Source organism: Enorma burkinafasonensis (genome assembly GCF_902150035.1).
Taxonomy (GTDB): domain Bacteria; phylum Actinomycetota; class Coriobacteriia; order Coriobacteriales; family Coriobacteriaceae; genus Enorma; species Enorma burkinafasonensis.
Genome location: NZ_LR597506.1, coordinates 20,119 through 44,998, shown reverse-complemented (window position 1 = coordinate 44,998; position 24,880 = coordinate 20,119). Strand labels below are relative to the sequence as shown.

The 24,880-nt window shown below is 67.5% G+C and carries 19 protein-coding genes and 1 CRISPR repeat array; of the genes, 11 read left to right on the top strand and 8 right to left on the bottom strand.

Annotated features, from left to right (window positions below; genetic code table 11):
- Nucleotides 1-10 precede the first annotated feature (10 nt).
- From cas7e to FS885_RS04850, 8 genes are all read left to right on the top strand, one after another.
- Nucleotides 11-1,144, top strand: coding sequence for a type I-E CRISPR-associated protein Cas7/Cse4/CasC (gene cas7e, locus FS885_RS04885; protein ID WP_144743904.1), 1,134 nt, complete (start codon nucleotides 11-13; stop codon nucleotides 1,142-1,144).
- Nucleotides 1,145-1,146: 2 nt separating this feature from the next.
- Nucleotides 1,147-1,890, top strand: coding sequence for a type I-E CRISPR-associated protein Cas5/CasD (cas5e, locus tag FS885_RS04880; RefSeq protein WP_144743903.1), 744 nt, complete (start codon nucleotides 1,147-1,149; stop codon nucleotides 1,888-1,890).
- Between the two features lie 8 nt (nucleotides 1,891-1,898).
- On the top strand, nucleotides 1,899-2,600 hold the full coding sequence (gene cas6e / locus FS885_RS04875; protein WP_144743901.1) for a type I-E CRISPR-associated protein Cas6/Cse3/CasE: 702 nt from the start codon (nucleotides 1,899-1,901) through the stop codon (nucleotides 2,598-2,600).
- On the top strand, nucleotides 2,593-3,585 hold the full coding sequence (cas1e, locus tag FS885_RS04870) for a type I-E CRISPR-associated endonuclease Cas1e (RefSeq protein ID WP_144743899.1): 993 nt from the start codon (nucleotides 2,593-2,595) through the stop codon (nucleotides 3,583-3,585). Before cas6e ends, cas1e begins: the two co-directional genes overlap by 8 nt.
- A gap of 6 nt (nucleotides 3,586-3,591) precedes the next feature.
- Nucleotides 3,592-3,957 carry a type I-E CRISPR-associated endoribonuclease Cas2e gene (cas2e, locus tag FS885_RS04865; RefSeq protein ID WP_144743897.1) on the top strand — a complete coding sequence of 122 codons (366 nt, stop codon included), beginning with the start codon at nucleotides 3,592-3,594 and terminating at the stop codon, nucleotides 3,955-3,957.
- Between the two features lie 86 nt (nucleotides 3,958-4,043).
- Nucleotides 4,044-8,219: direct repeats of the CRISPR family, unit length 29 nt; unit sequence GTGCTCCCCGCGCATGCGGGGATGATCCC.
- Nucleotides 8,220-8,747: 528 nt separating this feature from the next.
- On the top strand, nucleotides 8,748-11,177 hold the full coding sequence (locus FS885_RS04860; protein ID WP_144743895.1) for a GAF domain-containing SpoIIE family protein phosphatase: 2,430 nt from the start codon (nucleotides 8,748-8,750) through the stop codon (nucleotides 11,175-11,177).
- Between the two features lie 29 nt (nucleotides 11,178-11,206).
- Complete coding sequence (locus FS885_RS04855) at nucleotides 11,207-11,947, top strand: anti-sigma factor antagonist (protein ID WP_144743893.1); 741 nt, start codon at nucleotides 11,207-11,209, stop codon at nucleotides 11,945-11,947.
- Between the two features lie 123 nt (nucleotides 11,948-12,070).
- Nucleotides 12,071-12,988 carry a tyrosine-protein phosphatase gene (locus tag FS885_RS04850; protein ID WP_144743891.1) on the top strand — a complete coding sequence of 306 codons (918 nt, stop codon included), beginning with the start codon at nucleotides 12,071-12,073 and terminating at the stop codon, nucleotides 12,986-12,988.
- Between the two features lie 277 nt (nucleotides 12,989-13,265).
- Here the strand turns inward: FS885_RS04850 and FS885_RS04845 are convergent, their stop codons facing one another.
- The 7 genes from FS885_RS04845 to FS885_RS04815 form a co-directional block, all read right to left on the bottom strand.
- On the bottom strand, nucleotides 13,266-14,138 hold the full coding sequence (locus tag FS885_RS04845) for a YaaA family protein (RefSeq protein WP_144743889.1): 873 nt from the start codon (nucleotides 14,136-14,138) through the stop codon (nucleotides 13,266-13,268).
- A gap of 19 nt (nucleotides 14,139-14,157) precedes the next feature.
- Complete coding sequence (locus FS885_RS04840; protein WP_144743887.1) at nucleotides 14,158-15,552, bottom strand: aminopeptidase; 1,395 nt, start codon at nucleotides 15,550-15,552, stop codon at nucleotides 14,158-14,160.
- A 66-nt stretch (nucleotides 15,553-15,618) separates the two neighbouring features.
- The gene (locus tag FS885_RS04835; RefSeq protein ID WP_144743885.1) at nucleotides 15,619-16,320 is read right to left on the bottom strand and encodes a hypothetical protein; all 702 of its coding nucleotides are present in this window, start codon (nucleotides 16,318-16,320) and stop codon (nucleotides 15,619-15,621) included.
- 267 nt (nucleotides 16,321-16,587) lie between these two features.
- Nucleotides 16,588-17,037 (bottom strand): hypothetical protein, encoded by a 450-nt coding sequence (locus tag FS885_RS04830; RefSeq protein WP_144743883.1) that lies wholly within the window; start codon nucleotides 17,035-17,037, stop codon nucleotides 16,588-16,590.
- Nucleotides 17,038-17,207: 170 nt separating this feature from the next.
- Nucleotides 17,208-17,480: a metal-sensing transcriptional repressor gene (locus FS885_RS04825; RefSeq protein ID WP_144743881.1), complete on the bottom strand. Its 273-nt coding sequence runs from the start codon at nucleotides 17,478-17,480 to the stop codon at nucleotides 17,208-17,210.
- A gap of 1 nt (nucleotide 17,481) precedes the next feature.
- A complete protein-coding gene (locus FS885_RS04820; RefSeq protein ID WP_144743879.1) occupies nucleotides 17,482-17,697 on the bottom strand; it encodes a heavy-metal-associated domain-containing protein in 216 nt (71 codons plus the stop codon).
- A 26-nt stretch (nucleotides 17,698-17,723) separates the two neighbouring features.
- Nucleotides 17,724-20,069 carry a heavy metal translocating P-type ATPase gene (locus FS885_RS04815; RefSeq protein ID WP_144743877.1) on the bottom strand — a complete coding sequence of 782 codons (2,346 nt, stop codon included), beginning with the start codon at nucleotides 20,067-20,069 and terminating at the stop codon, nucleotides 17,724-17,726.
- Nucleotides 20,070-20,436: 367 nt separating this feature from the next.
- Between FS885_RS04815 and FS885_RS04810 the strand changes: the two genes are divergently transcribed.
- A complete protein-coding gene (locus FS885_RS04810) occupies nucleotides 20,437-21,969 on the top strand; it encodes a DEAD/DEAH box helicase (protein ID WP_144743876.1) in 1,533 nt (510 codons plus the stop codon).
- Between the two features lie 129 nt (nucleotides 21,970-22,098).
- On the opposite strand, the gene FS885_RS04805 is transcribed toward FS885_RS04810, so the two are convergent.
- The gene (locus FS885_RS04805; protein ID WP_144743874.1) at nucleotides 22,099-22,866 is read right to left on the bottom strand and encodes a gamma-glutamyl-gamma-aminobutyrate hydrolase family protein; all 768 of its coding nucleotides are present in this window, start codon (nucleotides 22,864-22,866) and stop codon (nucleotides 22,099-22,101) included.
- 335 nt (nucleotides 22,867-23,201) lie between these two features.
- On the opposite strand from FS885_RS04805, the gene FS885_RS10075 reads away from it, so the two are divergent.
- Entirely contained in the window at nucleotides 23,202-23,465 is a 264-nt protein-coding gene (locus tag FS885_RS10075) for a type II toxin-antitoxin system RelB/DinJ family antitoxin (RefSeq protein WP_246060791.1), read from the top strand.
- 8 nt (nucleotides 23,466-23,473) lie between these two features.
- Nucleotides 23,474-24,871, top strand: coding sequence for a threonine/serine exporter family protein (locus FS885_RS04795; protein ID WP_144743872.1), 1,398 nt, complete (start codon nucleotides 23,474-23,476; stop codon nucleotides 24,869-24,871).
- Nucleotides 24,872-24,880 lie beyond the last annotated feature (9 nt).

Genomic DNA, 24,880 nt, shown 5'->3' with positions numbered 1-24,880 from the left:
GAGGCACCTCATGTACCTTGATCTTTATGCCCTTCAGAGCGTTCCGCCCAGCAACATCAACCGCGACGATACGGGGAGCCCTAAGACTGCCATGTTTGGCGGTGCACTTAGGGCCCGCGTCTCCAGCCAGGCGTGGAAGCGTGCCATGCGCGAGATGTTCTCGGACTTCCTGCCGGAAGGCCAGCTGGGCGTGCGCACGAAGTTCGTTGTGCCGCTGATTGCGGAGCGGATCGCTGCCAAGCGCGAAGATCTTGCCGAGCGGTCCGTCGATTTTGCTAAGGCGGTACTGGACGCCACGGGAATCAAGTCGTCCGAGACCGACAGGAAGGGTTCCGACGAGGGGACGCTTGCTACGGGCTACCTCGTCTTTATCGCCAATCGCGAACTCGACGATCTTGCGGACATCGCCATTTCCTGGGCAGACGGGGGAGTCGATCCCAAGAAGCCTGACAGCAAGTCGAAGAAGGACGTCCAGAAGGCGTTCAAGGGAATCCAGGCGGTTGACATCGCCCTGTTCGGTCGCATGCTCGCCGATGCGTCCGACTTCAACGTCGATGCGTGCTCACAGGTCGCGCACGCCATCTCGGTCAACGAGATCTCCCAGGAGTACGACTACTTCACCGCCGTGGATGACTGCGCGGCAGATGACAACGCTGGTGCCGGGATGCTGGGTACCGTAAGCTTCAACTCCTCAACGCTCTACCGCTATGCGACCGTGAACGTCGACGCGCTCATGGAGCAGCTGGAGAGCGCCGAGGCGACGGCGCGCGGAGTGGCGGCCTTCGTCGAGGCGTTTGTCAAGTCCATGCCTACCGGCAAGCAGAATACCTTTGCCAACCGCACGTTTCCCAATGTGGTGGCGGTCTCGCTGCGTGACGACCAGCCAATCAACCTGGCTACGGCGTTCGAGCGTCCCGCGTATGCCGAGCGTGACCGCTCCATCACGCAGGTCGCCGCAGAGCGCCTTGCGGCATGTGCCAAGGATGTCGAAGGTGCCTTCGCGCACTCGGCAACGAAGAGCTGGCATGTCTCGTATGGCGTGGATGCGGCAGCTCTTGAGCATTTCGGGGAGGGCGTGTCTTTCGACGCTCTCGTGGCTGCCGTGCGTGAGGCAATCGAATCGGCCCTTGCGTCCGAGGAGTAATCATGGCCGTTCTTCTCATTCGCCTTGCGGGGCCCATGCAGTCTTGGGGGGACTCGTCGCGCTATGCGAGAAGAACCACAAGGCGCGAGCCGACTAAAAGCGGGATCGTAGGGCTTATCGCCTCCGCGCTCGGCCGAACACGCGAAGACCCGGTGGGCGACTTGGCGCAGCTCGAGCTTGCCGTTCGCGTTGAACAGCCTGGTCAGCTCATGCGCGACTTCCAGACGGAGCGTCCCATGAATGGCGGCAAGCCCATGCCGCTCTCGAACCGTTACTACCTTGCCGACGCCTGCTTTCTCGTTGCCCTAGGAGGGCCTAAGAAGACGCTCGAGAAGGTGGAGTCAGCTTTGAGACTGCCGCACAGGCCGCTCTATCTGGGCAGAAGGTCCTGTCCGGCGGATATGCCGCTCTGTTTGGGCATCGACGAAGGGGCGCGAGACGTTCGGAAAGTGCTTGTCGAGGAGCCCTGGAGAGCTTCCGCGCGATATAAGTCCCGGCACCCGGATGTGCTCGTGCTAGAGATGGTTGCTGACGCACGTGATGGGGAAGCTTGTGAGAGCTGGGCGGATTATCCGCTTACGTACAGCCCCGCGGGAAGACGTTACGCGTGCAGGCCGGTCACTCGGCTGCGGGTGCCTAATCCCGACATCGTCGGTTTTGATGACGCCAGCAGTAGCGGGGCATCCGTCTTGGAGCCGAATTTGAAAGAGGTGCTCGTTCACGATCCTTTGGGATGGATGGAGTGAGGTGACTTATGTATCTATCAAGAGTTCCTCTAAACCTGGAGTGCATGGATGCCATTGCGCTTGTCAGCTCGCCCTACAAGGTTCACGCGGCAATTGAGGGGGCATTTGCGCCCGATGCCGTGCGCGAGGGTGCAGAGGGAAGAATTCTCTGGCGTTTGGACGAGGTTCCAGGAAACGAGCGCGAAGTATGGCTTTACGTCGTGAGCCCCGAAAAGCCAGACTTCGCCCATATTTGTGATCGGGCGGTTTCGGCGGCATCGCTCACCTGGGTGACCAAGGACTACGGCCCTGTACTTAATCAGGTATCTGAAGGGCAGCTTTGGCAGTTCAGGCTTAAGGCGAACCCGGTGCGCAAGGTTCTTGTCGACAAGGGGAGAAGGGAGCGTGAAGGGGTCGTCGGTACGCTCCAAGGCCACGTTACCGAGGCGCAGCAGCGCGAGTGGCTCATGGATCGCTCCGAGGCTCACGGATTTCGCGTTGCCAAGACGGAGGAAGGATTCGAGCGGCTGGTCGTGTCTCATCGTCGTCGAGAGCGGTTCAAGAGACAGGGCGGCGTGGTCACGCTTGCGACTGCACAATACGATGGCGTCCTTGAGGTTATCGACGCTGATTCATTTCGACGCACACTCGGCTTCGGCCTGGGCCGTGCCCGCGGCTTCGGATGCGGCCTTATGACTGTTGCTCCGCTTCGGGAGCTCGGCGATGACTGACGACTGCACCTCCGAGGTGGAAAAGAATATGGGTTCTGAGGGCGGGACGACGCCGGGGGCCGTTCCGCCTGTCTTATCCGATTTGGTCCGCGCCGACGAGCGCATCTCGTTTGTTTACTTCGAGCGATGCGTTGTCAATCAAGCGGAGAACGCCATCACGATTACCGATGACGAGGGGACAATTCGAATACCGGTGGCAACGCTGGGAGTTTTGATGTTGGGTCCCGGGACGAGCATCTCCCACAAAGCCATGGCGACGATAGGGGAGAACGGCGCCAGTGTGATTTGGGTTGGCGAGCGCGGGGTGAGAATGTACGCATCCGGGCGCCCGCTGACACACTCAAGTCGGCTTCTCATCAGCCAGGCGAAACTTGTTTCCAATACGAGAATGCGGCTCGCGGTGGCCAGGAAAATGTATCAGATGCGATTCCCCGAAGAGGATGTGAGCTCTCTGACTATGCAGCAGCTGCGAGGTCGAGAGGGAGCACGTATCCGCAGGGTATATCGGTACTGGTCGAGGGAAACGGGTGTTGACTGGAAGCGGAGGGAATTCGATCCCGATGATTTCGATGCTGGCTCAGAGATCAATAAGGCCCTATCTGCGGCTCATACATGCTTATATGGAATAACACATGCCGTTATCGTTGCTCTAGGTTGCTCTCCGGGCCTTGGTTTTGTTCATACCGGTCATGAGCGTTCGTTTGTATACGATATAGCAGACCTATATAAGGCAGAACTGTCTATACCGGTGGCATTCAAAACTGCCGCGTCGCATCCAAATGACATCGGTTCTGCTACCCGAAAGAACATGCGGGATGCTCTTTATGATCTATCGATCATGAAGCGTATGGTTGAAGATATCGATGCTCTGTTTTCGACAGAATCCAGCGTAGAAGAGTCCTTGGACGATGAAGTTAAGCTTTGGGATGAAAAAACAGGAGAAGTTGCCGCTGGAAAACTGTATCTCGCCGGACCGGAAGGATGAATAAGAATGGTTGTTATGGTTCTAACGGCGTGTCCTCCAGGCGCTCGGGGAGATTTGACTAGATGGCTTTTAGAAATCGCTCCGGGAGTATTTGTTGGGCGATTATCGGCACGCGTGAGGGAAAGGCTCTGGCTACGCGTCTGCTCGTTTCTCAAATCTGGCAGGGCAATTATGGTGTATGGGGCACGTAATGAACAGCATTTGGACTTCGAAGTGTTTCAACCCGACTGGACGCCGGTTGATAACGAGGGACTAAAACTAATCAAGCGGCCGGCGGGGACAGATGATGCAACGCTGGTGGGTTCACTTCCGACAGGCTGGAGTAGCGCTTCGAAACATCACAAGGCAAGGAAATATCGTTCTCACCCATAACGATGCAATCGTTTAAGTGTTTAGATTAGATTGGAAAAGTGAACCAGATGATGTAGGGTTAGAATCTGGACCGCTGGTAAACAACTGTGCTCCCCGCGCATGCGGGGATGATCCCAGGGGGAGGAGCGACACCATGGGAACCAAGCTGTGCTCCCCGCGCATGCGGGGATGATCCCAAAGTGTCGATGCCGCCCACGAGCTGCTCGTAGTGCTCCCCGCGCATGCGGGGATGATCCCATCGTCACCACCAGCTCGTGGACCAACGTAGCGTGCTCCCCGCGCATGCGGGGATGATCCCGTCGGAGAGCTTCATCACTCGTCGCCCCCTGCGTGCTCCCCGCGCATGCGGGGATGATCCCGGGATGTGGTTGATCTCGATCTCGAGCGTCTGGTGCTCCCCGCGCATGCGGGGATGATCCCGGGGCGTCCTCATACGACCGGATCGACATCGTGTGCTCCCCGCGCATGCGGGGATGATCCCGTCTTTTGGGTGAGCGTCACATCCACTTACAAGTGCTCCCCGCGCATGCGGGGATGATCCCCGTGCCGTCCTCGGGGTTGCCCGTGCGCATCAGTGCTCCCCGCGCATGCGGGGATGATCCCGAGTCCACGGCCGAGACCCTGGGAGATCTCGAGTGCTCCCCGCGCATGCGGGGATGATCCCCTCACGATGTCGGTCGACGCGTTCGCGAGCCCGTGCTCCCCGCGCATGCGGGGATGATCCCGAGTACTCGGTGGACGTATCCCTGGAGGTCGGGTGCTCCCCGCGCATGCGGGGATGATCCCGTGCAGTCGCTCGCGCTACCGGCCATTCAGCAGTGCTCCCCGCGCATGCGGGGATGATCCCGGCATGGCGCCGACCTGCTCGCCGTCGATTGCGTGCTCCCCGCGCATGCGGGGATGATCCCCATGGTCACGGCGAACCAGGTCCGCATCGACAGTGCTCCCCGCGCATGCGGGGATGATCCCTCGTTGAGGAAGTCCCCGACCTTGTCGAGCTGGTGCTCCCCGCGCATGCGGGGATGATCCCAGCGCCACGGCCTCCTCGTCGGAGGCGATCTCGTGCTCCCCGCGCATGCGGGGATGATCCCGGGGACGTGGACATGTCCGCCCTGACCGACCAGTGCTCCCCGCGCATGCGGGGATGATCCCAGAGTGTCGATGCCGCCCACGAGCTGCTCGTAGTGCTCCCCGCGCATGCGGGGATGATCCCAGGCGATTCATGCTGTTGCCCGAGACGATGAGGTGCTCCCCGCGCATGCGGGGATGATCCCCATATCGGCGATCTTGCTGCTGGCTTTCATCGGTGCTCCCCGCGCATGCGGGGATGATCCCTTCGTCTCCTGAGTGGTGAGCTGGCGGAATCCGTGCTCCCCGCGCATGCGGGGATGATCCTATGCAGAACAGCGTGCATAATATGCGAAACTAGTGCTCCCCGCGCATGCGGGGATGATCCCTCGTCGAATACTTCCACATCTCCAAAGAGGCCGTGCTCCCCGCGCATGCGGGGATGATCCCTCGTCGAATACTTCCACATCTCCAAAGAGGCCGTGCTCCCCGCGCATGCGGGGATGATCCCATCCAGAACGCCCTCAACGCGGGCAAGTTCAGGTGCTCCCCGCGCATGCGGGGATGATCCCGAGGACGCGGACATGTCCGCCCTGACCGATAAGTGCTCCCCGCGCATGCGGGGATGATCCCGACGTTCTGCCCCGCCGTGATGACCGACTGCAGTGCTCCCCGCGCATGCGGGGATGATCCCAACGCCGAGGTTGCATACATCAGCGAGAGCAAGTGCTCCCCGCGCATGCGGGGATGATCCCGCCGCCAACGCTGCCTCGCAGTTCGCCAGCAAGTGCTCCCCGCGCATGCGGGGATGATCCCATGGACGTACCGGCGGGCTACCGGCTGGAGGTGTGCTCCCCGCGCATGCGGGGATGATCCCGGTGTGGTCACGGTGCTCAGTCAGAGCGAATTGTGCTCCCCGCGCATGCGGGGATGATCCCAGCGCCCTGGCCGAGAACATGCGCGGCCTGCGGTGCTCCCCGCGCATGCGGGGATGATCCCGCCGTCAGCGCGGGCTCGCAGTTCGTCAGCAAGTGCTCCCCGCGCATGCGGGGATGATCCCTCGCTCATGAGGTTGGCGGAGAGCAGCGCCGCGTGCTCCCCGCGCATGCGGGGATGATCCCGCGGGCAAGTTCAGGTAAGGAGGGCCACATGGGTGCTCCCCGCGCATGCGGGGATGATCCCGAGGACGTCCTCCCGCACCTCACCTCGGTCACGTGCTCCCCGCGCATGCGGGGATGATCCCACCGAGTTCAGGCAGTTCCAGAGGAGGAGAAGGTGCTCCCCGCGCATGCGGGGATGATCCCATAGGCGGGACGCCTGCCGGGACGAACGTCAAGTGCTCCCCGCGCATGCGGGGATGATCCCCACGTTGTTGTGTACTACCGGGGCGACGACAAGTGCTCCCCGCGCATGCGGGGATGATCCCGAGGACGCGGACATATCCGTACTCACCGATAAGTGCTCCCCGCGCATGCGGGGATGATCCCGGCCCCGGTACCCACATGTACGACGAGATCATGTGCTCCCCGCGCATGCGGGGATGATCCCATGGTTCAGGAAATCGTGTGCCCGGCCACGGGGTGCTCCCCGCGCATGCGGGGATGATCCCGGGATGTAGCTCGACGCCTCGAAGTAGTAGGAGTGCTCCCCGCGCATGCGGGGATGATCCCAGGGTGTCGATGCCGCCCACGAGCTGCTCGTAGTGCTCCCCGCGCATGCGGGGATGATCCCGGCGTCGATCAGGCGTCCTGCGGCCCCCACCAGTGCTCCCCGCGCATGCGGGGATGATCCCGGCGTCGAGGTGCACGCCACTGTCAATAGCGAGTGCTCCCCGCGCATGCGGGGATGATCCCTCGGAGTAGGAGCAGTACCCAAACTCGAAGCTGTGCTCCCCGCGCATGCGGGGATGATCCCGGCAGCGCCGCCTCCTGCGCGGTCCTGAGCGCGTGCTCCCCGCGCATGCGGGGATGATCCCGACGGCAAGGACTATCTTGCCGATGCGGATGCGTGCTCCCCGCGCATGCGGGGATGATCCCGGCCCCGGCACGGTCCCCGGCACCTCGACGCTGTGCTCCCCGCGCATGCGGGGATGATCCCGTGGCAGGCGGGCCCCGACTCGAACAGCGCCAGTGCTCCCCGCGCATGCGGGGATGATCCCACCGAGCACGCCAAGCGCTCGCAGTCAAAAAAGTGCTCCCCGCGCATGCGGGGATGATCCCACCATACTGTCCATGATCGCCCTGCAGCTCACGTGCTCCCCGCGCATGCGGGGATGATCCCGATGCGATAAGGACTGCCTGGCCGTCCGACAGGTGCTCCCCGCGCATGCGGGGATGATCCCTGCCCAGAACAGCGGCAGAAACGGGGCCGTGCGTGCTCCCCGCGCATGCGGGGATGATCCCTGGATGATCGTCGGAAGCATGTTCGAGGCGCAGTGCTCCCCGCGCATGCGGGGATGATCCCCGGTTCCAGTAGTATTTGAGCATCGGGCCGTTGTGCTCCCCGCGCATGCGGGGATGATCCCGCCGGCACCTCCCCGCAGGACCTGCTGATCCGGTGCTCCCCGCGCATGCGGGGATGATCCCTAGCCGTATATCGGAATTACTGTGCTTAGCTAGTGCTCCCCGCGCATGCGGGGATGATCCCGAGCAAGAAGGTACTCCTATAACGTACTCCGAGTGCTCCCCGCGCATGCGGGGATGATCCCTTAAGGTCGTAGGTTCGAATCCTACATGGCGCGTGCTCCCCGCGCATGCGGGGATGATCCCGTCACGTCGCTTGAGGTCTGCCGCATGATGCTGTGCTCTCCGCGCACGCGGGGATGATCCCCGTCGACACGCCGCGCCGCTCCGAGATCTAGAGTGCTCCCCGCGCATGCGGGGATGATCCCGGCAGCGCCTGCACTATCTCGTCCGTGCCCCGTGCTCCCCGCGCATGCGGGGAAGATCCCATGGTGGGCGTCGAAAGGAGAACGGATGGAGTGTGCTCCCCGCGCATGCGGGGATGATCCCCACTTGGGTATCGTGGAGCTCAACAAGGGCACGTGCTCCCCGCGCATGCGGGGATGATCCCCCGTTCGTGAGCTGGTTGAATGTCGCACCGAGGTGCTCCCCGCGCATGGGGGGATGATCCCGAGGCGCACCTCGTGGCGGTGCTCTGCCATCCGTGCTCCCCGCGGACGCGGGAATGATCCAGCTACGTTTGGCAAGGTGGGCTCTTTGCAAAAAGTTCACTGTTCGTTCGGAAATGATTTCGGGAACGTTGTGAGTGGAACTCAGAGACGGAGTCAGACCAAGAGGTTGAGCATGCCTATCTGAATCTTGAAAAGATGTCATCAGAAGGCGTGACCGCTATTAGTCATTCGCTGCCGTCGTCAACTTTGGTGAGAATATTGTGGTTACCCGTCTCTATTCCCGCTTTTCAGCAGGGGTAGACGGGGCCTTATCTCGCTAGAGGGCACACTAACTGTGGTCTCCGGATTGCGATCATATTGCCCCATAGCAGATGGTTTCGTACATTTGAGTGGTTGCACGGGACGCCATCGTACGAGGGCACGGACGGGCCCGCGGAGCATCCGTTTGGCTGACGAGCAGCGCGGTGCAAGAGGGAGGCCCGCGCTGCAAGCCCTTCCGCGACAGCTGGTATTCTTATCGAGAAGCATGCGGCGCCCGCTGCAGCGGGTATACCAAGGGGCGTGTGCCGGTCGGATGGAGGTGCGGATCGTGGAATCGTACGCGCGCGACGAGCTCGTCTCGGAGCTCTCGAAGCTCACAGAGCTCACGAGCGACGCCGTGGTCGTCTGCGAGGGCGACGGGACGATCTGCCATGTGAACGGGCGGCTGCTCGACCTCGCGGGCGAGCCGCGCGAGCGCATCGTCGACACCGACATCAAGGACCTGCTCTACAGCGACTCGTTCGAGCGGGCCGAGGGGCACCGCGTGCCGTTCCCGCTCAACGGGACCGACACCACCCTCATGCTCAAGCTCGCCGACGGCTCGTTCGTGCCCGTGCTCGTGCGCGCCGTCGAGCTCGCCGCGTCGGTGAGGCTCCGCTCGCGCCTGCTCAAGCGCGGCGCCCCGCGCGGCCGCATCCTCGTCATCCTGCGGAGCCTCCAGGAGCGCTACGCCTACGACCGGCAGATGCGGAGGGTCCTCTCGGAGCTCCAGGCGGCGAACAAGCGCCTTTCCGGCACGCTCTCGGTCATCATGTCCACCGTGGGCGGCGACGACCTCCCGACGCTGCTCACGACGGTGCTCGACAAACTCGTCGACGCGCTCGACGCCGACGGCGCGGCGATCTACTTCTCGGAGAACGGCGGCTTCAAGCTGCGCTCGATCTCGAAGGGGCTCGAGCGCGACTACGTGCCGGAGTTCGTGCCCTACGGCGTGGGCATCCCCACCTACGTGCTCAGGCAGGGCCGTTCCTGCCGCCTGTCCATCGTCCGCGCGGACGAGGCTGCAGGCGCGCGCAGCGGTTCGTTCTACGACATCGACGCCCGTCAGACGCGCACCCTGCGCACGCACTTCATGCCGCCGTACAAGACGCTTATCGCGGTGCCGGTGTTCTTCGGCACGCAGGTGCTCGGCGTGATCGAGCTCGGCTGGAAGCGCCCCACGACGCCGCGCACCTACGACGTGAACGTCATCGAGGTCGTCTGCGAGTACCTCTCGATCGAGCTCATGAGCCTCGTGTCGGGCATGCGCTCGCGCCGCACCGCCGAGCTCACGCGCTCCCTCAACCGGGTGCGCGACCTCATGTTCGATGTCGAGCCCTCCGAGGCCTGGGGTGAGGCGTCGCGCGAGATCGGGCGGGTCCTCGGCTGCCATGTGTGCCCGCTCGTGCCCGTGGGCGCCGACGGCGCGCTCGCGATCGATTTCGAGGGCGGGAGCCAGGTGGCGCTTCCGGGCGATGCCGAGCAGCTGTTCTTCTCGACGACGGCGCCCGCGGCCCGCGTGGGCGCCTCGGCGCGCGACTACTTCGCTGCGGCGGTGCCGGCGCAGGCCGATTCCGGGGCCGACCTGGAGCGCGTGCGCCTGACGCGCGTCGAGCGCTTCTCGCGCATGGGGGAGTGGCTCGACGCGCACGGGCTTCCCTGCCAGGGCGTGGTGTTCGACATGGGCGACATGGTGGCGCCCGCAGCGGACGCCGTGGCGGCGCTGCCCGGCCAGGCCGGCGAGCCCTCCGCTGAACCCGCCGCGGCGCGTCCGGCGCGGTTCTTCCTGCTTTTGCGCGACGCCTCCCAGGAGCCGATCGATGACATGGAGTACGACTACCTGGTGCGCCTCGCGCACGAGTACGAGCTCCGCGCGCACGACGTCCAGCGGCATACCGAGGAGCGCCGTATCGCGCAGACCCTGCAGGCGGGCATGAGGAGCTCGCTCGGCGCGGTGCCGGGCATCGTCACGGACTCCCTGTACTCGTCGGCGACGCGCCAGGCGCTCGTGGGCGGCGACTTCTACACGCTCATCCGCCTGCCCGACGACTGCGCGGTCATGATCTTGGGCGACGTCTCGGGCAAGGGCGTCGAGGCGGCGTCCATGTCGGCGCTCGTCAAGACCGCGCTTTCCGCCTACGCCTGGGAGGGCGCCTCGCCGGTCGCCATGGTGCGCTCGCTCAACTCGATGCTCATGGGCTTCTCGCGCGTCGAGACCTTCGCGACCATGTTCGTCGCGCATCTCGACCTCAGGCGCAGCGAGGCCGTCTACTGCTCCGCCGGGCACCCGCCCTCGATGCTCGTGCGCGCCGGCGGCGGGGATGCCGAGCCGGGCGGCGAGGTCGAGCTCTTGAGCATCCAGTCCGGCGTGGTGGGCGCCTTCGAGAGCATGGCCTTCGAGAGTGGGTCGTTCTCGTTCGGTCCCGGCGACATCCTGTTCATGTACACGGACGGCGCCATCGAGGCGCGCGATGCGGAGGGCGGCTTCTTCGGCGAGCAGCGGCTGCGCACGATTCTACTCGAGCAGGCGGGCGCTCCCGTCGAGGGGCTCTGCCAGCGCGTCCTCGACGAGCTCGATGCGTTCACGGGCTCGGTGCTCGAGGACGACATCGCGCTCGTGGCCCTGCAGTTCGGCTCGCCCGACGCCGCCGTGCCGCCCGCGGACGTGCCCGCACCGCTCCGCGAAGACGCGTCGCCTGCCGGCGGCATCGCGGTATAGCGGCGCCGCGCGCGGGGAACCATCTGCGTATGCGTGAATGGAACGACATAGCCGTGCTTGCCCCTCCCGGCGATATCGACATCGCCACGGTGCCCGCGCTGCGCGCGGAGGTCGATGCGCTCATCGACGGGGGCGTGCGGCGCGTGGTGGTCAACTGCGCGCACGTGGGCTTCATCGACTCGACCGGCCTCGCGTTCCTGCTGTCGCGCGCCCGGGCGCTCATGCGCGCGGACGGCCTGCTCTCGCTCGTCAACGTATCGGCGGGCGTCTCCCGGTTCCTGCAGATCGCCCGCCTGCTCGATATCCTCCACGTGAGCGCCGCCGACAAGCCGCCGCTGCCGGTGCTCGCCCCGGACGAGCTCCCGCGCTGGAGCAAGGCCGTCGCGATCCAGGAGGGCATCGAGCACCTGGGGGGCTATCGCCACCGGGTCGTCGAGCTCCTGGAGGACCTGCCGCTCACCGACGAGGCGCGCTTCGACGTCGCGCTCGCCGCGAGCGAGGCCCTCGGCAACGCCTACGACCACGCTGCGGGCGCCGGCTGCGTCATGAACGTGCGCGCCTACCGCGACCGCGTGGTCATCGAGGTGTGCGACTCCGGGGAGGGCTTCGAGATCGCGCCGGACGAGGAGCCGGACGAGTCGGAGGAACGCGGCCGCGGCATCCGCCTCATGCGCCTGCTCGTCGACAGCGTCGAGGTCCGTCGCCGCGTCGACGCCCGGGGTACGATGGTCCGCCTGGTGAAGCTCCTCGACCGGCCGTTCGCGGCATAGCGCGTTTCCGAAAAACGGTGGTTTCCGCCGGCTCTTTACCGGTTCTTGATGCGCGCCCGCCGACGCGGTGGCACAATGGTGCATCGGCTGTTGAGAGGTTGCAAACCGGGAAGGCGGAAGATCATGTCGACTGCACGCGAACGATATCCGATGGACGGGAGCATCGCCGGTGCCGCTCCGGGCGGCATCGAGGAGGTGCACGGGCGCATAGCGCGCCGCATCGACGACATCGCCGCGCGCTCGCCCATCCCCGTCGAGGTCCCCGCGGCCACGGGCCCCGCTGAGCGCGAGACCTACGGGTGGATCGACTTCGGCCACCTGCCCAACACGCGCGACCTGGGCGGGCTCGCGGGCGCGGAGGGGAGCCGCGTGAAGCCGGGGCTGCTGCTGCGCTCCGGCGCGCTCGGCTTCGGCAGCGACGCCGACCTCGTGCGCCTGCGCGACGAGTACCACCTCGCCGCGGTGGTGGACCTGCGCAACGGCGAGGAGATCATCGAGGTCCCGGACCCCATGGACGCCTTCCCCGGCGCCCGCTACGTGCATGCCGACATCCTCGCCCGCAGCGCCGAGGGCATCACCCAGGAGCGCGCCACGCAGGACAAGATCATGCGCGAGCGCCGGGAGTTCGAGCGCGCCATGCGCAGCGATAAGACCGACGGCCTCGAGGAGATGTACCGCTACCTGCTCATGAGCGAGACGGGCATGATCGGCTACCGCGCGTTTCTGCGCACGCTCATCGCCTGCGACGAGGGCGCCGCGCTCTGGCACTGCTCGGTGGGGCGCGACCGCTGCGGCCTGGCGTCCGTGCTCATCGAGTGCGTGCTCGGCGTCTCGTGGGACGACATCACCTCGGACTACCTCGCCACGAACATCTTCGCCACCGACGAGCAGACCTTCAGCTACCCGGCGCGCGAGAGCGCGCTTCTGGCCGCGCGCGCCGCGGCGGAGGAGCGCTACGGCAGCCTTCTGGGCTACATCCAGCAGGCGCTCGGCATCGAGCCGGCCGAGCTCGAGGCGCTGCGCGAGCGCTACCTGGCCTAGGCCCCCTTGAGGGCGGTGCCTCTGCCGTTTACGATGAGGGCACCATCCGTGTAGATGTCGATGGTGAAGCCTTTGTCATCAAAACCGGTCTGTACGGTAACCAGACGCTCTACGAATACCGTTCGACGGTTATTCCGACCGCGGATGAGGCCAGGCAGCTCGCTTTGGACAACAATCCCCAGTAAGACCTGAAGCTGCTCACCCATTATGGTCTAGCTGCAAGGCGCCTGCCGTTTGGCAGGCGCTTTCTCGTTGGGCGGCGCCCGCTCCGTGCGGGTCACGCCCGCAGGAACACGAGCGTCGTGGCGTGGCTGCAGGTCCCGGAGAGCTCCGGGGCGAAGCGGTAGCTCACATCGAACGCCGTGAGTTCCCGTGGGTCGTCGCAGCCGCGTTCCGCCATCCAGCGTACCATCGAGCCGCGGGCGATCTTCGATGCCGTCGCGCGCTGCACGGGCCTGCCCGCGCGCACCTCCTCGCCGAAGATGCACGTTGTGACCTGCGTTTCCGCACCTAGGTGCGGGAGCACCGCTTTGGCGTACTCGACGCTCGCGAGGTTCACGACCGTGGTAGCGGCCGCCGCCCCGCTCGTCGGCGCGCCATTCGGCCCCGTCTCCAAGGGTCCTCGGACACCCTCGGCATCGGCCTGCTCGATCCTGCGGGCGATGCGCTCGCCCCAGAAGGCGTAGAGGTCCCGCGTCCCGTCGAGCGCGAGCTTGGCGCCCATCTCGAGGCGGTACGGCTCGACCGCGTCGAAGGGGCGGGCACAGCCGTAGAGGCCCGAGACGACCCACAGGTGCCCCTGAAGCCAATCGAGCGCGTCGAGGTCGAGCACCTCGGGCGCGAGGCTTCGGTACTGGATGCCCACGTAGGAGAAGACGGCGGGGGAGACGAGGGCGGCGAGCGCGGGGTCGTCGAGGTCGCGCTCGTCGCGGAGCACCTCGAAGCGGTCCAAAAGCTCGATGTTCTGCGCGAGGAGCTTGTCGTTCACGCGCCAGAGCGCGCGGAGCCCCTCGGCGCCCCCCGTCCGCTCGATGCGGCGCAGCTCGCGGACGAGGCGCGCCGTCTCTTCCGGGAAGGGCGGGATGCCGCGCGGCGCGAACGCGTCGCGCTCCACGCGCATCTGCTTGGCGGGGGATATGATGACCTGCATCGGCGCCCTCCCGGACTTTCTACGCGCGGCTGATGAACGCCTTGTAGCCCTTGTAGGCCTCGTAGATATCGGCCTTGTTCGCGACCTCCCAGAGCGCGTGCATGGAGAGCACGGGCACGCCCGAGTCGATCACGTCCATGCCGTACTCGGCGAGGACGTAGGCGATCGTGCCGCCGCCGCCCGCGCCGATGCGCCCGAGCTCGCAGGTCTGGAACGCCACGCCCGCCTCGTCCATGATGTCGCGGACGAGCGCGAGGTACTCGGCGTCGGCGTCGTTCGAGCCGGCCTTGCCGCGGCTGCCCGTGTACTTGTTGAAGCACAGGCCGTGCCCCATGATGGCGGCGTTCTTCTTCTCGAAGCGGTCGGCGTAGAGCGTGTCGAACCCGGCGGAGACGTCGGAGGAGAGCATGCGCGAGGCGTCGAGCGCGCGGCGCAGCTTGAGCGGGCCGCCCTCGCCGGCGAGCTCCATGATCTCGGCGACGGCGTTCTCGAAGAAGCGGCTCGTCATGCCCGAGGCGCCCACGGAGCCGATCTCCTCCTTGTCGACGAGGAGCGTGCAGGAGGTGCGCTCGATCCGCTCGACCTCGAGCTGGGCGGCGAGCGACGTGTAGGCGCACACGCGGTCGTCCTGGCCGTAGCCTAAGATCATCGAGCGGTCGAGACCCATGTCGCGCGCCGGCCCCGCCGGCACGACCTCGATCTCGGCCGAGAGGAAGTCCTCCTCGTCGATCCCGTAGCGCTCGGAGAGGATGTCGAGCAAAAGCCGCTTGACGGGCTCCGCGGGCTGATCCTCGCCGCCCGAGAGCGCAACGGGCCTGCCGCCCACGATCACGTCGAGCTTCTCGTGCTCGACCGCCTCGGCGGCGGGCTTCTTGAGCTGGTCGGCGGCGAGGTGGATGAGCAGGTCGCTCACGCAGAACACCGGGTCGGCGGCGTCCTCGCCCACGCAGACGTCGACCGTCGTGCCGTCCTTCTTGCACACCACGCCGTGGAGCGCGAGCGGGGTGGCCACCCAGTGGTAGGCCTTCACGCCGCCGTAGTAGTGCGTGTCGAGGTAGGCCATGTCGCCGTCCTCGTAGAGCGGGTTCTGCTTGAGGTCGAGGCGCGGGCTGTCGATGTGGGCGCCCAGGATGTTCATGCCCTCCTCGATAGGCCGCGTGCCGAGGTTCACGAGCATGAGCGTCTTCAGGTGGCTCACGGCGTAGACCTTGTCGCCGGGCTTGAGGGCACGGCCCTCGCGCACGGCCTCGGCGAGGTCGATGTAACCGGCGGCGCGCGCGAGCTCGACGGCCCCCGTCACGCACTCGCGCTCGGTCTTGTGGGCCGAGATGAACGCGCGGTAGGCGCCGCAGAGCTCCTCGAGCGCGGCGCGGTCCTCATCGGTGTAGGCCTTCCAGGCGTTGGGGCGTTCCATGCTGCCTCATCTCCTCAGGGTTTCAGGTGCGTATCGTTCGCATGGTAGCACGCGCCCGGCGGGACGTCACGGCGAGGCGTGTCGCGCGCCGGCGGGATCGTCGCGGCGTATGGAGGCGGTGTGCCGGTAGCGCCCCTCGATGCCGACGGTGTCGCGCAGAAGCCTCAGGTAGAAGCCCATGTGCTCGGCCTCGGGCCGGATGAGGCGATCCTCGTCGTGGAAGAACCCCGGGCCGTCGCGGTCGGTGTGCTCGGGCAGGGCGCGGTCGTAGAGATGCGCCTGGCCGACGGCGTGCCATGTTCCCTCTACACAGGCGATCCTGACGCCGATGGTCCCGTCCCGCCAGCGGGGCTGGAGGCAGGTGACGGGGTCGCATACGTCGTAGCGCCGCCTCGTGACCACGTCGGAGAGGACGACCGTATCCGTCGCGGGGTCCTTGTCGAGGATCGCGAAGCGCGAGAAGAACTGGCTGCGTGCGATCTCGCCGAGTCTGGCGACCCGCGCCGGCTCCGTGCCCGCGGGAGGGTGCGCGGCGTACTCCTCGAGCGGGGTCCTCCGCTCGAGGAACGCGAACTCGAAGAGCACCCACTCGGTGAAGAACATCGAGAACTCGTCGTGCCCCACATACGGTTCCTCGCCGTAGCGGAAGGCCGGGTCGACGAAGGCCATGAAGAGCTCGTTGGCGGGTTCCAGAAACTCGAGCTTGCGGTCTTCCCAGTAACGGGCCATCGCGTTGATATCCGCCTGCACGACGTCAAATCGGTCCATGGTCCCTCCAAACGGTCGGCACGTCTTTGGGGGGAGTGTACCGGGCTCGGCTCGGTCCGGGTACGGCATATCAAACGGGAACCTGGCCGGAACCTGTCCGAAAGCTCACGCGGATGTCACGGCGACCTTCCCCGGTTCTTCCCGGGCGAGCTCGCCCGCGTGGGGAACCGCCTCCCGATGCGCACGCCGGGCGCGGGTCGCGCCCGCAATCCATGGAACCTTCACGGGCGTGAGGGGGCTGTCTGTGGAGTTACGGTGGAGGGGGCGCTACGAGCGGATGTCCACCTTGGTGCCGCACTTGGGGCAGGTCACGCGGATGTGCCCCTTGCCGCGCGGCACGGACATGAGCTGCCCGCAGCTCTTGCACTTGAGGTAGCGCGTCGTCTTGCGGTTCTTCCACATGGTGCTCGCGGTGCGCTTGGTGCGCTCGAAGTCGACCGAGCCCGCCGCGCCGCGCGCGCCGGGAGCCCTCGACAGGAGGGAGCCGATTCCCGGGACCTTGGCGATGAAGGAGCGGAACGCCTCGTTCTCCTCGCGGCGCGTCCCGAAATCCCGCGAGAGGGCCCGCATGAGCGCGAGCGCGAGGATCGCGAGCGCGATCCACGAGAGCGGGCGGAGCGAGAAGATGGTCGCGATGAGCGTGAGCACCACGCCGCAGGCGCCGAGCGAGGCGGAGAGGTCGTCGACGCCGTAGCGTCCCTTCATGAAGTCCTTCATGGTTTCCTATCCCGTCGAGAGTCGATGGAGCGCGGCGCCGCCCGCGCGGGGCGGGTCGACGGCACACGTCCGGTTGTACCCCGCGAGCCGGGCGGTAAACGCCGCGTCGCGGCGATTCCCGGGTATGGACACCGCCCGGGAGCCGCCGCTTCCGCGAGCCTTCCGTGCGCCTACCGCGCGAGCTTGTCGATGACCTGCTCCACCTCGGCGAGCTTGCGCTCCTTCTCGGCCTCGGTCCCGCTTTCCACGGCGGTGCGCACGCAGTGCTCGACATGCGCCTTCAGCACGTCGGCGTTGATGCGCGCGAGCATGGACTGCGTGGCCATGAGCTGGGTCGAGATGTCGATGCAGTAGCGGTCCTCCTCGACCATGCGCATGATCCCGTCGATCTGGCCGCGCGCGGTCTTGAGCAGGCGGAGCGTCTTGCCGCGGTCGGCCTGCATCCTAGGCCGCCTCGACCGAGCGCGCCGTGAAGCCGGCTGCCTCGACGGCGGCGGCGAGCGCGGCGGGATCGACCTCGCCCGACGTCTCGACCGCGACGGTGTTCGCCTCGTGGTCGGCGTCGGCGTCGGTCACGCCGGCGACCTTCATGAGCTCGGCCTCGACGGCGGCCTCGCAGTGCCCGCAGTGGAGCCCCTCGGTGTGGATGGTGTAGTTCATGTCCGGTCCTTTCGTCGGTACCTACCTTATCCCTCCGCGATGACGCGGTCGGTTGCCCTGGGGCGGAACCCGCGCAGGCGCAGCGCGTTCGTCACGACGCAGATGCTCGACAGGCTCATGGCCGCCGCGCCGAACATGGGCGAGAGCTGCCAGCCGAGCAGCGGGAAGAACGCGCCCGCCGCGAGCGGGATGCCGCACGCGTTGTAGAAGAGGGCCCAGAACAGGTCCTCCTTGATGTTTCTGATTACGGCGCGCGAGAGCTCGATGGCGCGCGCGACGTCGACGAGGTCGCTGTGCATGAGGACCACGTCGGCGCCCTCCTTGGCGATATCGGCGCCCGTGCCGATCGCGATGCCCACGTCGGCGCGCGCGAGGGCGGGGGAGTCGTTGATCCCGTCGCCCACCATGGCGACGCAGCGGCCGGCCTCCTGGAGCGCGCGCACGTGGCGCTCCTTGTCGGCCGGCATGACGTCGGCGACGACATCGGAGGCGTCGAGCCCGACCTCATCGGCGATCGCCGACGCCGTGAGGCGGTTGTCGCCCGTGAGCATGACGGTCTTGACGCCGAGCGAGGCGAGCGCGCGCAGGGCGGCCGCGCTCGTGGGCTTCACCTCGTCGGCGACGGCGATGGTGCCCGCGAGCTGGCCGTTGCGCGCGAAGAAGAGCGGCGTCTTGCCCGCGCGGGCGAAGCGCTCGAGCTCCTCTGCCGGCACCTCGATGCCGAGCTCCGCCATGAGGGCCGCGTTGCCCGCGGCGACGGTGCTCGCGCCCTCGCGCGCCGTGACGCCGCGCCCGGGCAGCGCCTGGAAGTCCTCGACGGGTCGGGCGGCGATGCCCAGCTCGCCGGCGCGCGCCATGATGGCCTCCGCGAGCGGGTGCTCGCTGTTCTTCTCCAGCGCGCAGGCGAGCTTCATGAGCGCCTTGGCGCTCATAGCCGGCGTGCCGTCCGCGCGCACGGCGGGGAGCACGTCGGTCACGGCGGGCGCGCCCTTCGTGACGGTGCCCGTCTTGTCGAGCACCACGGTGTCGACCTTGTGCAGGGTCTCGAGCGCCTCGGCGCTCTTGAAGAGCACGCCCAGTTCGGCTCCCTTTCCCGTGCCCACCATGATGGCGACGGGCGTGGCGAGGCCGAGCGCGCACGGGCAGCTGATCACCACGACGGCGACGGCCGAGGTGAGAGCCTCGCTCACGGAGCCGCCCGCGACGAGCCAGGCGACGAATGTGACGGCCGCGATGCCGAGCACCACCGGCACGAAGACGCCGGCGACCTTGTCGGCGAGCCGCGCGATCGGCGCCTTGGTCGCGTTGGCGTCCTCCACGAGCCTGATGATCCTGGCGAGTGCCGTGTCGGCCCCCACGCGCGTGGCGCGGAAGGTGAACGATCCCGTGCGGTTGACGGTCGCGGCGCTCACCGTCGCACCCGGCCCCTTCTCGACGGGGATCGACTCGCCGGTGAGCGCGCTCTCGTCCACGGCGGACGCGCCCTCGAGCACCACGCCGTCCACCGGGATCGACGCGCCCGGACGCACCGCGATGACGTCGCCGGGGCGGATCGCCTCGACGGGGACCGTCTCCTCGCTACCGTCGGCGCCGACGCGCGTCGCGGTCTTGGGCGCGAGGTCGATGAGTTTCTCGATGGCGCCGCCCGTCTTGGACTTGCTGCGCGTCTCGAGGTACTTGCCCACGGTAACCAGCGTGAGGATCGTGCCCGCGCTCTCCAGGAACAGGTTGTCCATGGCGATGCGATGCGCGCTCGCGGTATCGCCCGTGGCGAGCGAGGCCGCCATGAGGAACATGGCGTAGACGGACCAGCCCACGCTCGCCGCGGCGCCGATGGCGATGAGCGCGTCCATGGTGGGCGCGCCGTGCGCGAGCGACTTGAAGCCGCTCTCGAAGTACGCGCGGTTCACGTAGATGATTGGCAGGGTGAGGGCGAGCTCGGCGAGCGCGAGCGTCATCGAGTAGCGCGGGTCGGTGAAGACCGCGGGCAGCGGCCAGCCGAACATGTGCCCCATGCCCAGGTAGAACAGCGGAATCCAGAACGCGAACGAGGCGGCGAGCCGCGCCCGCATGGCGCGGGCCGTGGCCTCGAGCTTCTTGGTGGGCGACTCGGGCCGGGCGCGGGCGGAGCCCGTCGCGGCCGGCGCCGAGCCGGGTTCGGCCACGGGCGCCGCGGAGTAGCCCGCGCGGTCGACGGCGTCGCAGATGTCCTGCTCGGTCAGGGCGTCTTCGTCGAAATCCACGGTCATGGACCCCGAGAGCAGGTTCACGGCGACGTCCTCGACGCCGTCGAGCCCCAAGACCGCCCGCTCCACATGGGCCTGGCATGCCGCGCAGGTCATACCGCCCACATCGAAAGATTCATGTGCCATGATGGCTTCCTTTCCGGTCCGCGGCGCCGGGATGCCTTCCCGGCGGCGCGTTCCCATGCACCATCATATACCCCCACGGGGTATGGGTATTCAGCAATCGCAACGATCGTTGCCTTCTCCCGTCTCGACGGCGGCGCGGGGGAGCCCGCGCGCCACGCGGTTCATGGGGTTTGCGTGCGCGGCCGCGCGATGTCGGCCCCCGGGCGGCGGAAGCCCCTATACTGCACAGGGCACCCGCGGCCAGCGGGTGCGGCATCTCGCGCCCTTCTGCAGATGCGGGGCGCAAAACCTTGCGACCTCGCGCCGGCGCGCCCACGCGGATGCGCCGGCGCTTGCTTGTCAAATCGATGGAACGGAACGTACCTCTATGAACAGGGAATCAGATAACCGAGCCGTCCGCTTCGAGGACCTCGGTCTCTCGGACACGGTGCTCGCCGCCGTGCATGATATGGGCTACGAGGAGCCGACGCCCGTGCAGGCGGCCGCCATCCCCGAGGTCCTCGCCGGCCGCGACCTGCTCGCCGCCGCGCAGACCGGGACGGGCAAGACGGCGGCGTTCCTGCTGCCCGCGCTCGACCGGCTCGGCCATGTTGCCACGGAGCGAAAGCGCGGCCGGGGCCGCGGCCCCCTCATGCTCGTCATCACGCCCACGCGCGAGCTCGCGCAGCAGATCGACGAGGTGTGCACCACGATCGCCCGCCGCACGCGCCACAGCGCCGTGACCGTGGTGGGCGGCGTGGGCTACAACCCGCAGCGCAGCGCCCTCAAGCGGGGGTGCGACGTCCTCGTCGCCACGCCCGGCCGCCTCATCGACCTCATCGACCAGGGCGCCTGCGACCTCGGCGAGGTGCGCACGCTCGTGCTCGACGAGGCGGACCGCATGCTCGACATGGGCTTTCTGCCCTCGGTCCGCAAGATCGTGGAGCGCACGCCCGCCGAGCGCCAGACGCTGCTCTTCTCGGCCACCCTGGATGACCAGGCACTCAAGGGTATCGCGGACCTGGTGCGCGACCCCGCCCGCGTCGAGATCGCCCCGCCCGCGTCCACGGCCGACACCGTCGACCAGTACGTGCTGCCCGTCTCGCTCGAGGCGAAGAACGGCCTGCTCTCCCAGGTGCTCAAGCGCGAGGGCACCGAGCGCGTCATCGTGTTCGTGCGCACCAAGCGCCGTGCCGACACCTGCTGCAAGCGCCTCGCGCGGCGCGAGATCTCGGCCCTCGCCATCCACGGCGACCGGAGCCAGGCCCAGCGCGAGCGCGCGCTCAGGGCGTTTCGCGAGGGGAAGGTCGACGTGCTCGTGGCGACCGACGTCCTCGCCCGCGGCATCGACATCACCGATGTGCGCTACGTGGTCAATTTCGACGTGCCGAGTGAGCCGACCGACTACATCCACCGCATCGGCCGCACCGGGCGCGCCGGCGAGGCGGGCTGGTCGGTCACGTTCGTGACGGAGCAGGATGTGACTGAGTTCTACGCCATCGAGGGCCTGATGGGCAAGACCGCGCGCCTCTTCGACACCGCCGGGCTCGACACGGGCGAGAACCCGCCGGCGCTCGACCCCGCGCGCGAGCCGCGCGCGGGCCGCAAGAAGAAGACCAAGCGCGGCAAGTCGACGTCGCGCAAGAAGCGCGCCCCGGCATCGGCCGCCCGCGAGGACGCCGCGCCCCGTCCCGCCCGTCCCAAGCGCGCGGGTAGGGTGCGCGTGCGCGCGGCCGAAGGCGGCAGTGCCGAGGGCGGCCGCGGTGCCGGTGGCGCGCGCACGCGCGAGCGGACGCGACGCGCCGAGGGCGATCGCGCGGGCAAGCGAGCGCGGGGAGCCGGGCACACGCGCCGGCCCGAGCAGGCCGAGCGGCCCCGTGCCCGCCGGCGCCCAGGCGACCATGGCGGCAGGCAGGCGTAACCCCGCCGGCTCGCGATCTTAAGAACAGGGACATGCGACGAGCGCCCGACGCGGTACGGACCGTGTCGGGCGCTCGTCTTTCTCGGGTTTCGTGCGCTCAGGTGCGCAGGAGCCGGGCATCGTGCCCGCTCACGCCCGCGGTTCGCGGCACGCATCGATAAACGAGCGGAAGATGAGCGCCATGGGCTCGGTCGCCGCGAAGTACTCGGGGTGCCACTGCACGCCGAGCATATTGGGGCGAGCGGGGTCTTCGATCGCCTCGATGACGCCGTCGGTGGCGCGCGCCGTGCAGACGAAGCCGGGCGCGAGGTCGCGGATGGCCTGATGGTGCAGGGAGTTCACCTCGAGCTCCGTGGCGCCGACCGTGCGGGCGAGGAGCGACCCCTCCTCGAGCGAGATCCGGTGCGAGATGCGGCCGTCCATGTAGGCGTCGTGCGCGATGGCGAGCGTGCCGGGGTCGGCCGGGTGCTGCGCGGGTAGGTCGTGGTAGAGCGAGCCGCCGTGCGCGATGTTCATGATCTGCAGGCCGCGGCAGATGCCGAGCACGGGCATGCCGCGGCGCTCGGCGCCCTCGAGCAGGTAGAGCTCGATGGCGTCGCGTCCGGGCGTGACCTCGTGCACGGTGCGCTCGCCGGCATCGAGCTCGTCCGCACCGAGGGAGAGCGCATCGCGATAGCGGGCGGGGTCGATGTCGGAGCCGCCGGTGAGCATGAGGCCGTCGGCGCGGTCGAGCAGGTCGTCAAAGATGGAGAGGTCGTCCGAGAGCGGGGTGACGACCGGCAGGCCGCCCGCCATGACGACGGCGTCGGCATAGTTCTCCGAGAGACGCAGCGCGGGCTCGCCGAGGTACTCGGTGGCGGAGCTCGTGACGAGGATGAGCGGTCGCTTGCTGGGCATGGGGCCTCATTCCGGTCGGTGGCCGCTTGCGCGCGGAGGCCGCGCACGGGGCCGGGCGGTCCTTGGGGGCGACCGGCCCACGCGGGCGTTCGCGTCGCCGCCCACATTCTACACGCAGCGCGGGAATTCTTCGATAGGCCGTTGCGGGAACGGGCAGGATGCGCTATCCTACCTTCAGGGGTAATACTTAGTAATACTTAGTAATACCAACATAGCAGAAACACAGCACGCTTGGGCACGGCGGCATGGCGCCGTAGGGCAGGTGGTAGTGCAACGTCGGCACATGCCGCCGTGTCCAAGCAAACGCAGCCCATTCGCTCTACAGAGGTAGTTCCATGGCAGAGCACATGACCCCAGTTGTCGCGAAGGTCTTGCCTGAGGAGAAGGCGGCCTTCGCGGCAGCGACCCAGCAGGTCGGCACCACGCCGTCCAACGCGATACGCATGTTCATCGCCGCCTTCAACCGATGCGGCACCTTCCCGTTCGATATAACGCCCGCGGGCGTCTTCGGGGCGGACGGCCCCGCGATGTCGTATGCTCAAGGGGAGCTTGCGCCCGGCATGGCATCTGCCGGCGCCCCGTCCGTATCCGAGGGTTAGGAGCGGCCATGCCCCGTGAGGAAGAGAACGCCCGCAGCGCCGGCGCTGCCCGCCCGGCGCGCCATGCCGTCGTGCACCGCACGCGCCATACCCGGCTCTCGCACCGCAACCACATGACCGTCCACTGGCACGAGGTGCTCGATGAGCACGACAGCCTCGCCACCGAGGCGAGCCTGCCGGACAAGTCGTCGATCGTGTGCCGCGTGGGGCTGCTGCTCCTCGCGGGCGGCGCGGGCGCCTGGCGCGTGCGCGAGGCCATGAACGCCACGGCCGGGGTGCTCGGCATCACGTGCTCCTCGGACGTGAGCCTCACTTCCATCGAGTGCAGCTGCTTCGACGAGACGGGTTCGTTCTCCGAGGTCGTCTCGCTGCCCACGACCGGCGTGAACACCGAGCGCATCTGGAACATGGAGCGGCTCGTGCGCCGCATCGAGGCGGAGGGCAAGACGTTCACGGCGGGCAGGTTCCATGAGCTCATGGACGAGATCGAGCACGTCAAGGGCCGTTACGCCCCCTGGCAGGCGGCGCTCGGCGCCGCGGCGGCCTGCGCCGCCTTCGTCTTTCTGCTCGGCGGGGGCCCCATCGAGATGCTCTGCGCCTTCGCGGGCGCGGGCGTGGGCGGCTACGTGCGCCGCATCATGCTTGACCGGCACCTCACGCACCTGGGGTGCGTCGGCTGCGGCGTGGCGGCGGCGTGTATGGTCTACCTCGCCGTGCAGCACGTCGTGGGCCTCGTCGTGCCCGCGGCGCTCGATTACAACGCGGGCTACATCGGCGCGATGCTCTTCGTCATCCCCGGCTTCCCGCTCATCAGCAGCGGCCTCGACATCGCCAAGCTCGACCTGCGCTCCGGCGGCGAGCGGCTCGTCTACGCGGTCTCGATCATCGTGACGGCGACGCTCGTCGCATGGCTCATCTCGTCGTTCGTGGGACTCAGGCCCGATGAGTTCCAGCCGCTCGGGCTCGGCCCCGTCGCGCTCACGGCGCTGCGCGTTCTCATGAGCTTCGTGGGCGTCTTTGGGTTCTCGGTGCTCTTCAACTCGCCGGCGCCCATGGCGGCGACGGCGGCGGGGGTGGGCGCGGTCGCCAACACGCTGCGCCTCACGCTCGTCGACGCGGGCGTGACGCCCGAGGCGGCCGCTTTCGCCGGTGCGCTCGCGGCGGGACTCCTGGCCTCCGTGGCGGTGCGCGGGGCGGGCTTCCCGCGGATCTCGATCACGGTCCCCTCGATCGTGATCATGGTGCCCGGCCTCTACCTGTACCGCGCGGTGTACTTCATGGGCACCGTCGACGTGGTGGGCTCCATGGAGTGGATCTTCCGCGCGGTCATGATCATCCTGTTTCTGCCCTTGGGCCTCGGCCTCGCGCGGGCGCTCACCGACCCCGCGTGGCGCCACTGCAACTAGGCCGCCCGA

Bases quoted from the DNA above. Each gene is read 5' to 3' on its own strand.
- cas6e (WP_144743901.1), top strand. From the start codon at position 1,899: ATGTATCTATCAAGAGTTCCTCTAAACCTGGAGTGCATGGATGCCATT.
- FS885_RS04825 (WP_144743881.1), bottom strand. From the start codon at position 17,480: ATGCAGGCCGACCGCGGCAAGACGCTCCGCCTGCTCAAGACCGCGCGC.
- FS885_RS04810 (WP_144743876.1), top strand. From the start codon at position 20,437: ATGAACAGGGAATCAGATAACCGAGCCGTCCGCTTCGAGGACCTCGGT.
- cas5e (WP_144743903.1), top strand. From the start codon at position 1,147: ATGGCCGTTCTTCTCATTCGCCTTGCGGGGCCCATGCAGTCTTGGGGG.
- cas2e (WP_144743897.1), top strand. From the start codon at position 3,592: ATGGTTGTTATGGTTCTAACGGCGTGTCCTCCAGGCGCTCGGGGAGAT.
- FS885_RS04830 (WP_144743883.1), bottom strand. From the start codon at position 17,037: ATGAAGGACTTCATGAAGGGACGCTACGGCGTCGACGACCTCTCCGCC.
- FS885_RS04845 (WP_144743889.1), bottom strand. From the start codon at position 14,138: ATGCAGGTCATCATATCCCCCGCCAAGCAGATGCGCGTGGAGCGCGAC.
- cas7e (WP_144743904.1), top strand. From the start codon at position 11: ATGTACCTTGATCTTTATGCCCTTCAGAGCGTTCCGCCCAGCAACATC.
- cas1e (WP_144743899.1), top strand. From the start codon at position 2,593: ATGACTGACGACTGCACCTCCGAGGTGGAAAAGAATATGGGTTCTGAG.
- FS885_RS04840 (WP_144743887.1), bottom strand. From the start codon at position 15,552: ATGGAACGCCCCAACGCCTGGAAGGCCTACACCGATGAGGACCGCGCC.
- FS885_RS04805 (WP_144743874.1), bottom strand. From the start codon at position 22,866: ATGCCCAGCAAGCGACCGCTCATCCTCGTCACGAGCTCCGCCACCGAG.
- FS885_RS10075 (WP_246060791.1), top strand. From the start codon at position 23,202: ATGGCAGAGCACATGACCCCAGTTGTCGCGAAGGTCTTGCCTGAGGAG.
- FS885_RS04820 (WP_144743879.1), bottom strand. From the start codon at position 17,697: ATGAACTACACCATCCACACCGAGGGGCTCCACTGCGGGCACTGCGAG.
- FS885_RS04850 (WP_144743891.1), top strand. From the start codon at position 12,071: ATGTCGACTGCACGCGAACGATATCCGATGGACGGGAGCATCGCCGGT.
- FS885_RS04815 (WP_144743877.1), bottom strand. From the start codon at position 20,069: ATGGCACATGAATCTTTCGATGTGGGCGGTATGACCTGCGCGGCATGC.
- FS885_RS04855 (WP_144743893.1), top strand. From the start codon at position 11,207: ATGCGTGAATGGAACGACATAGCCGTGCTTGCCCCTCCCGGCGATATC.
- FS885_RS04835 (WP_144743885.1), bottom strand. From the start codon at position 16,320: ATGGACCGATTTGACGTCGTGCAGGCGGATATCAACGCGATGGCCCGT.
- FS885_RS04795 (WP_144743872.1), top strand. From the start codon at position 23,474: ATGCCCCGTGAGGAAGAGAACGCCCGCAGCGCCGGCGCTGCCCGCCCG.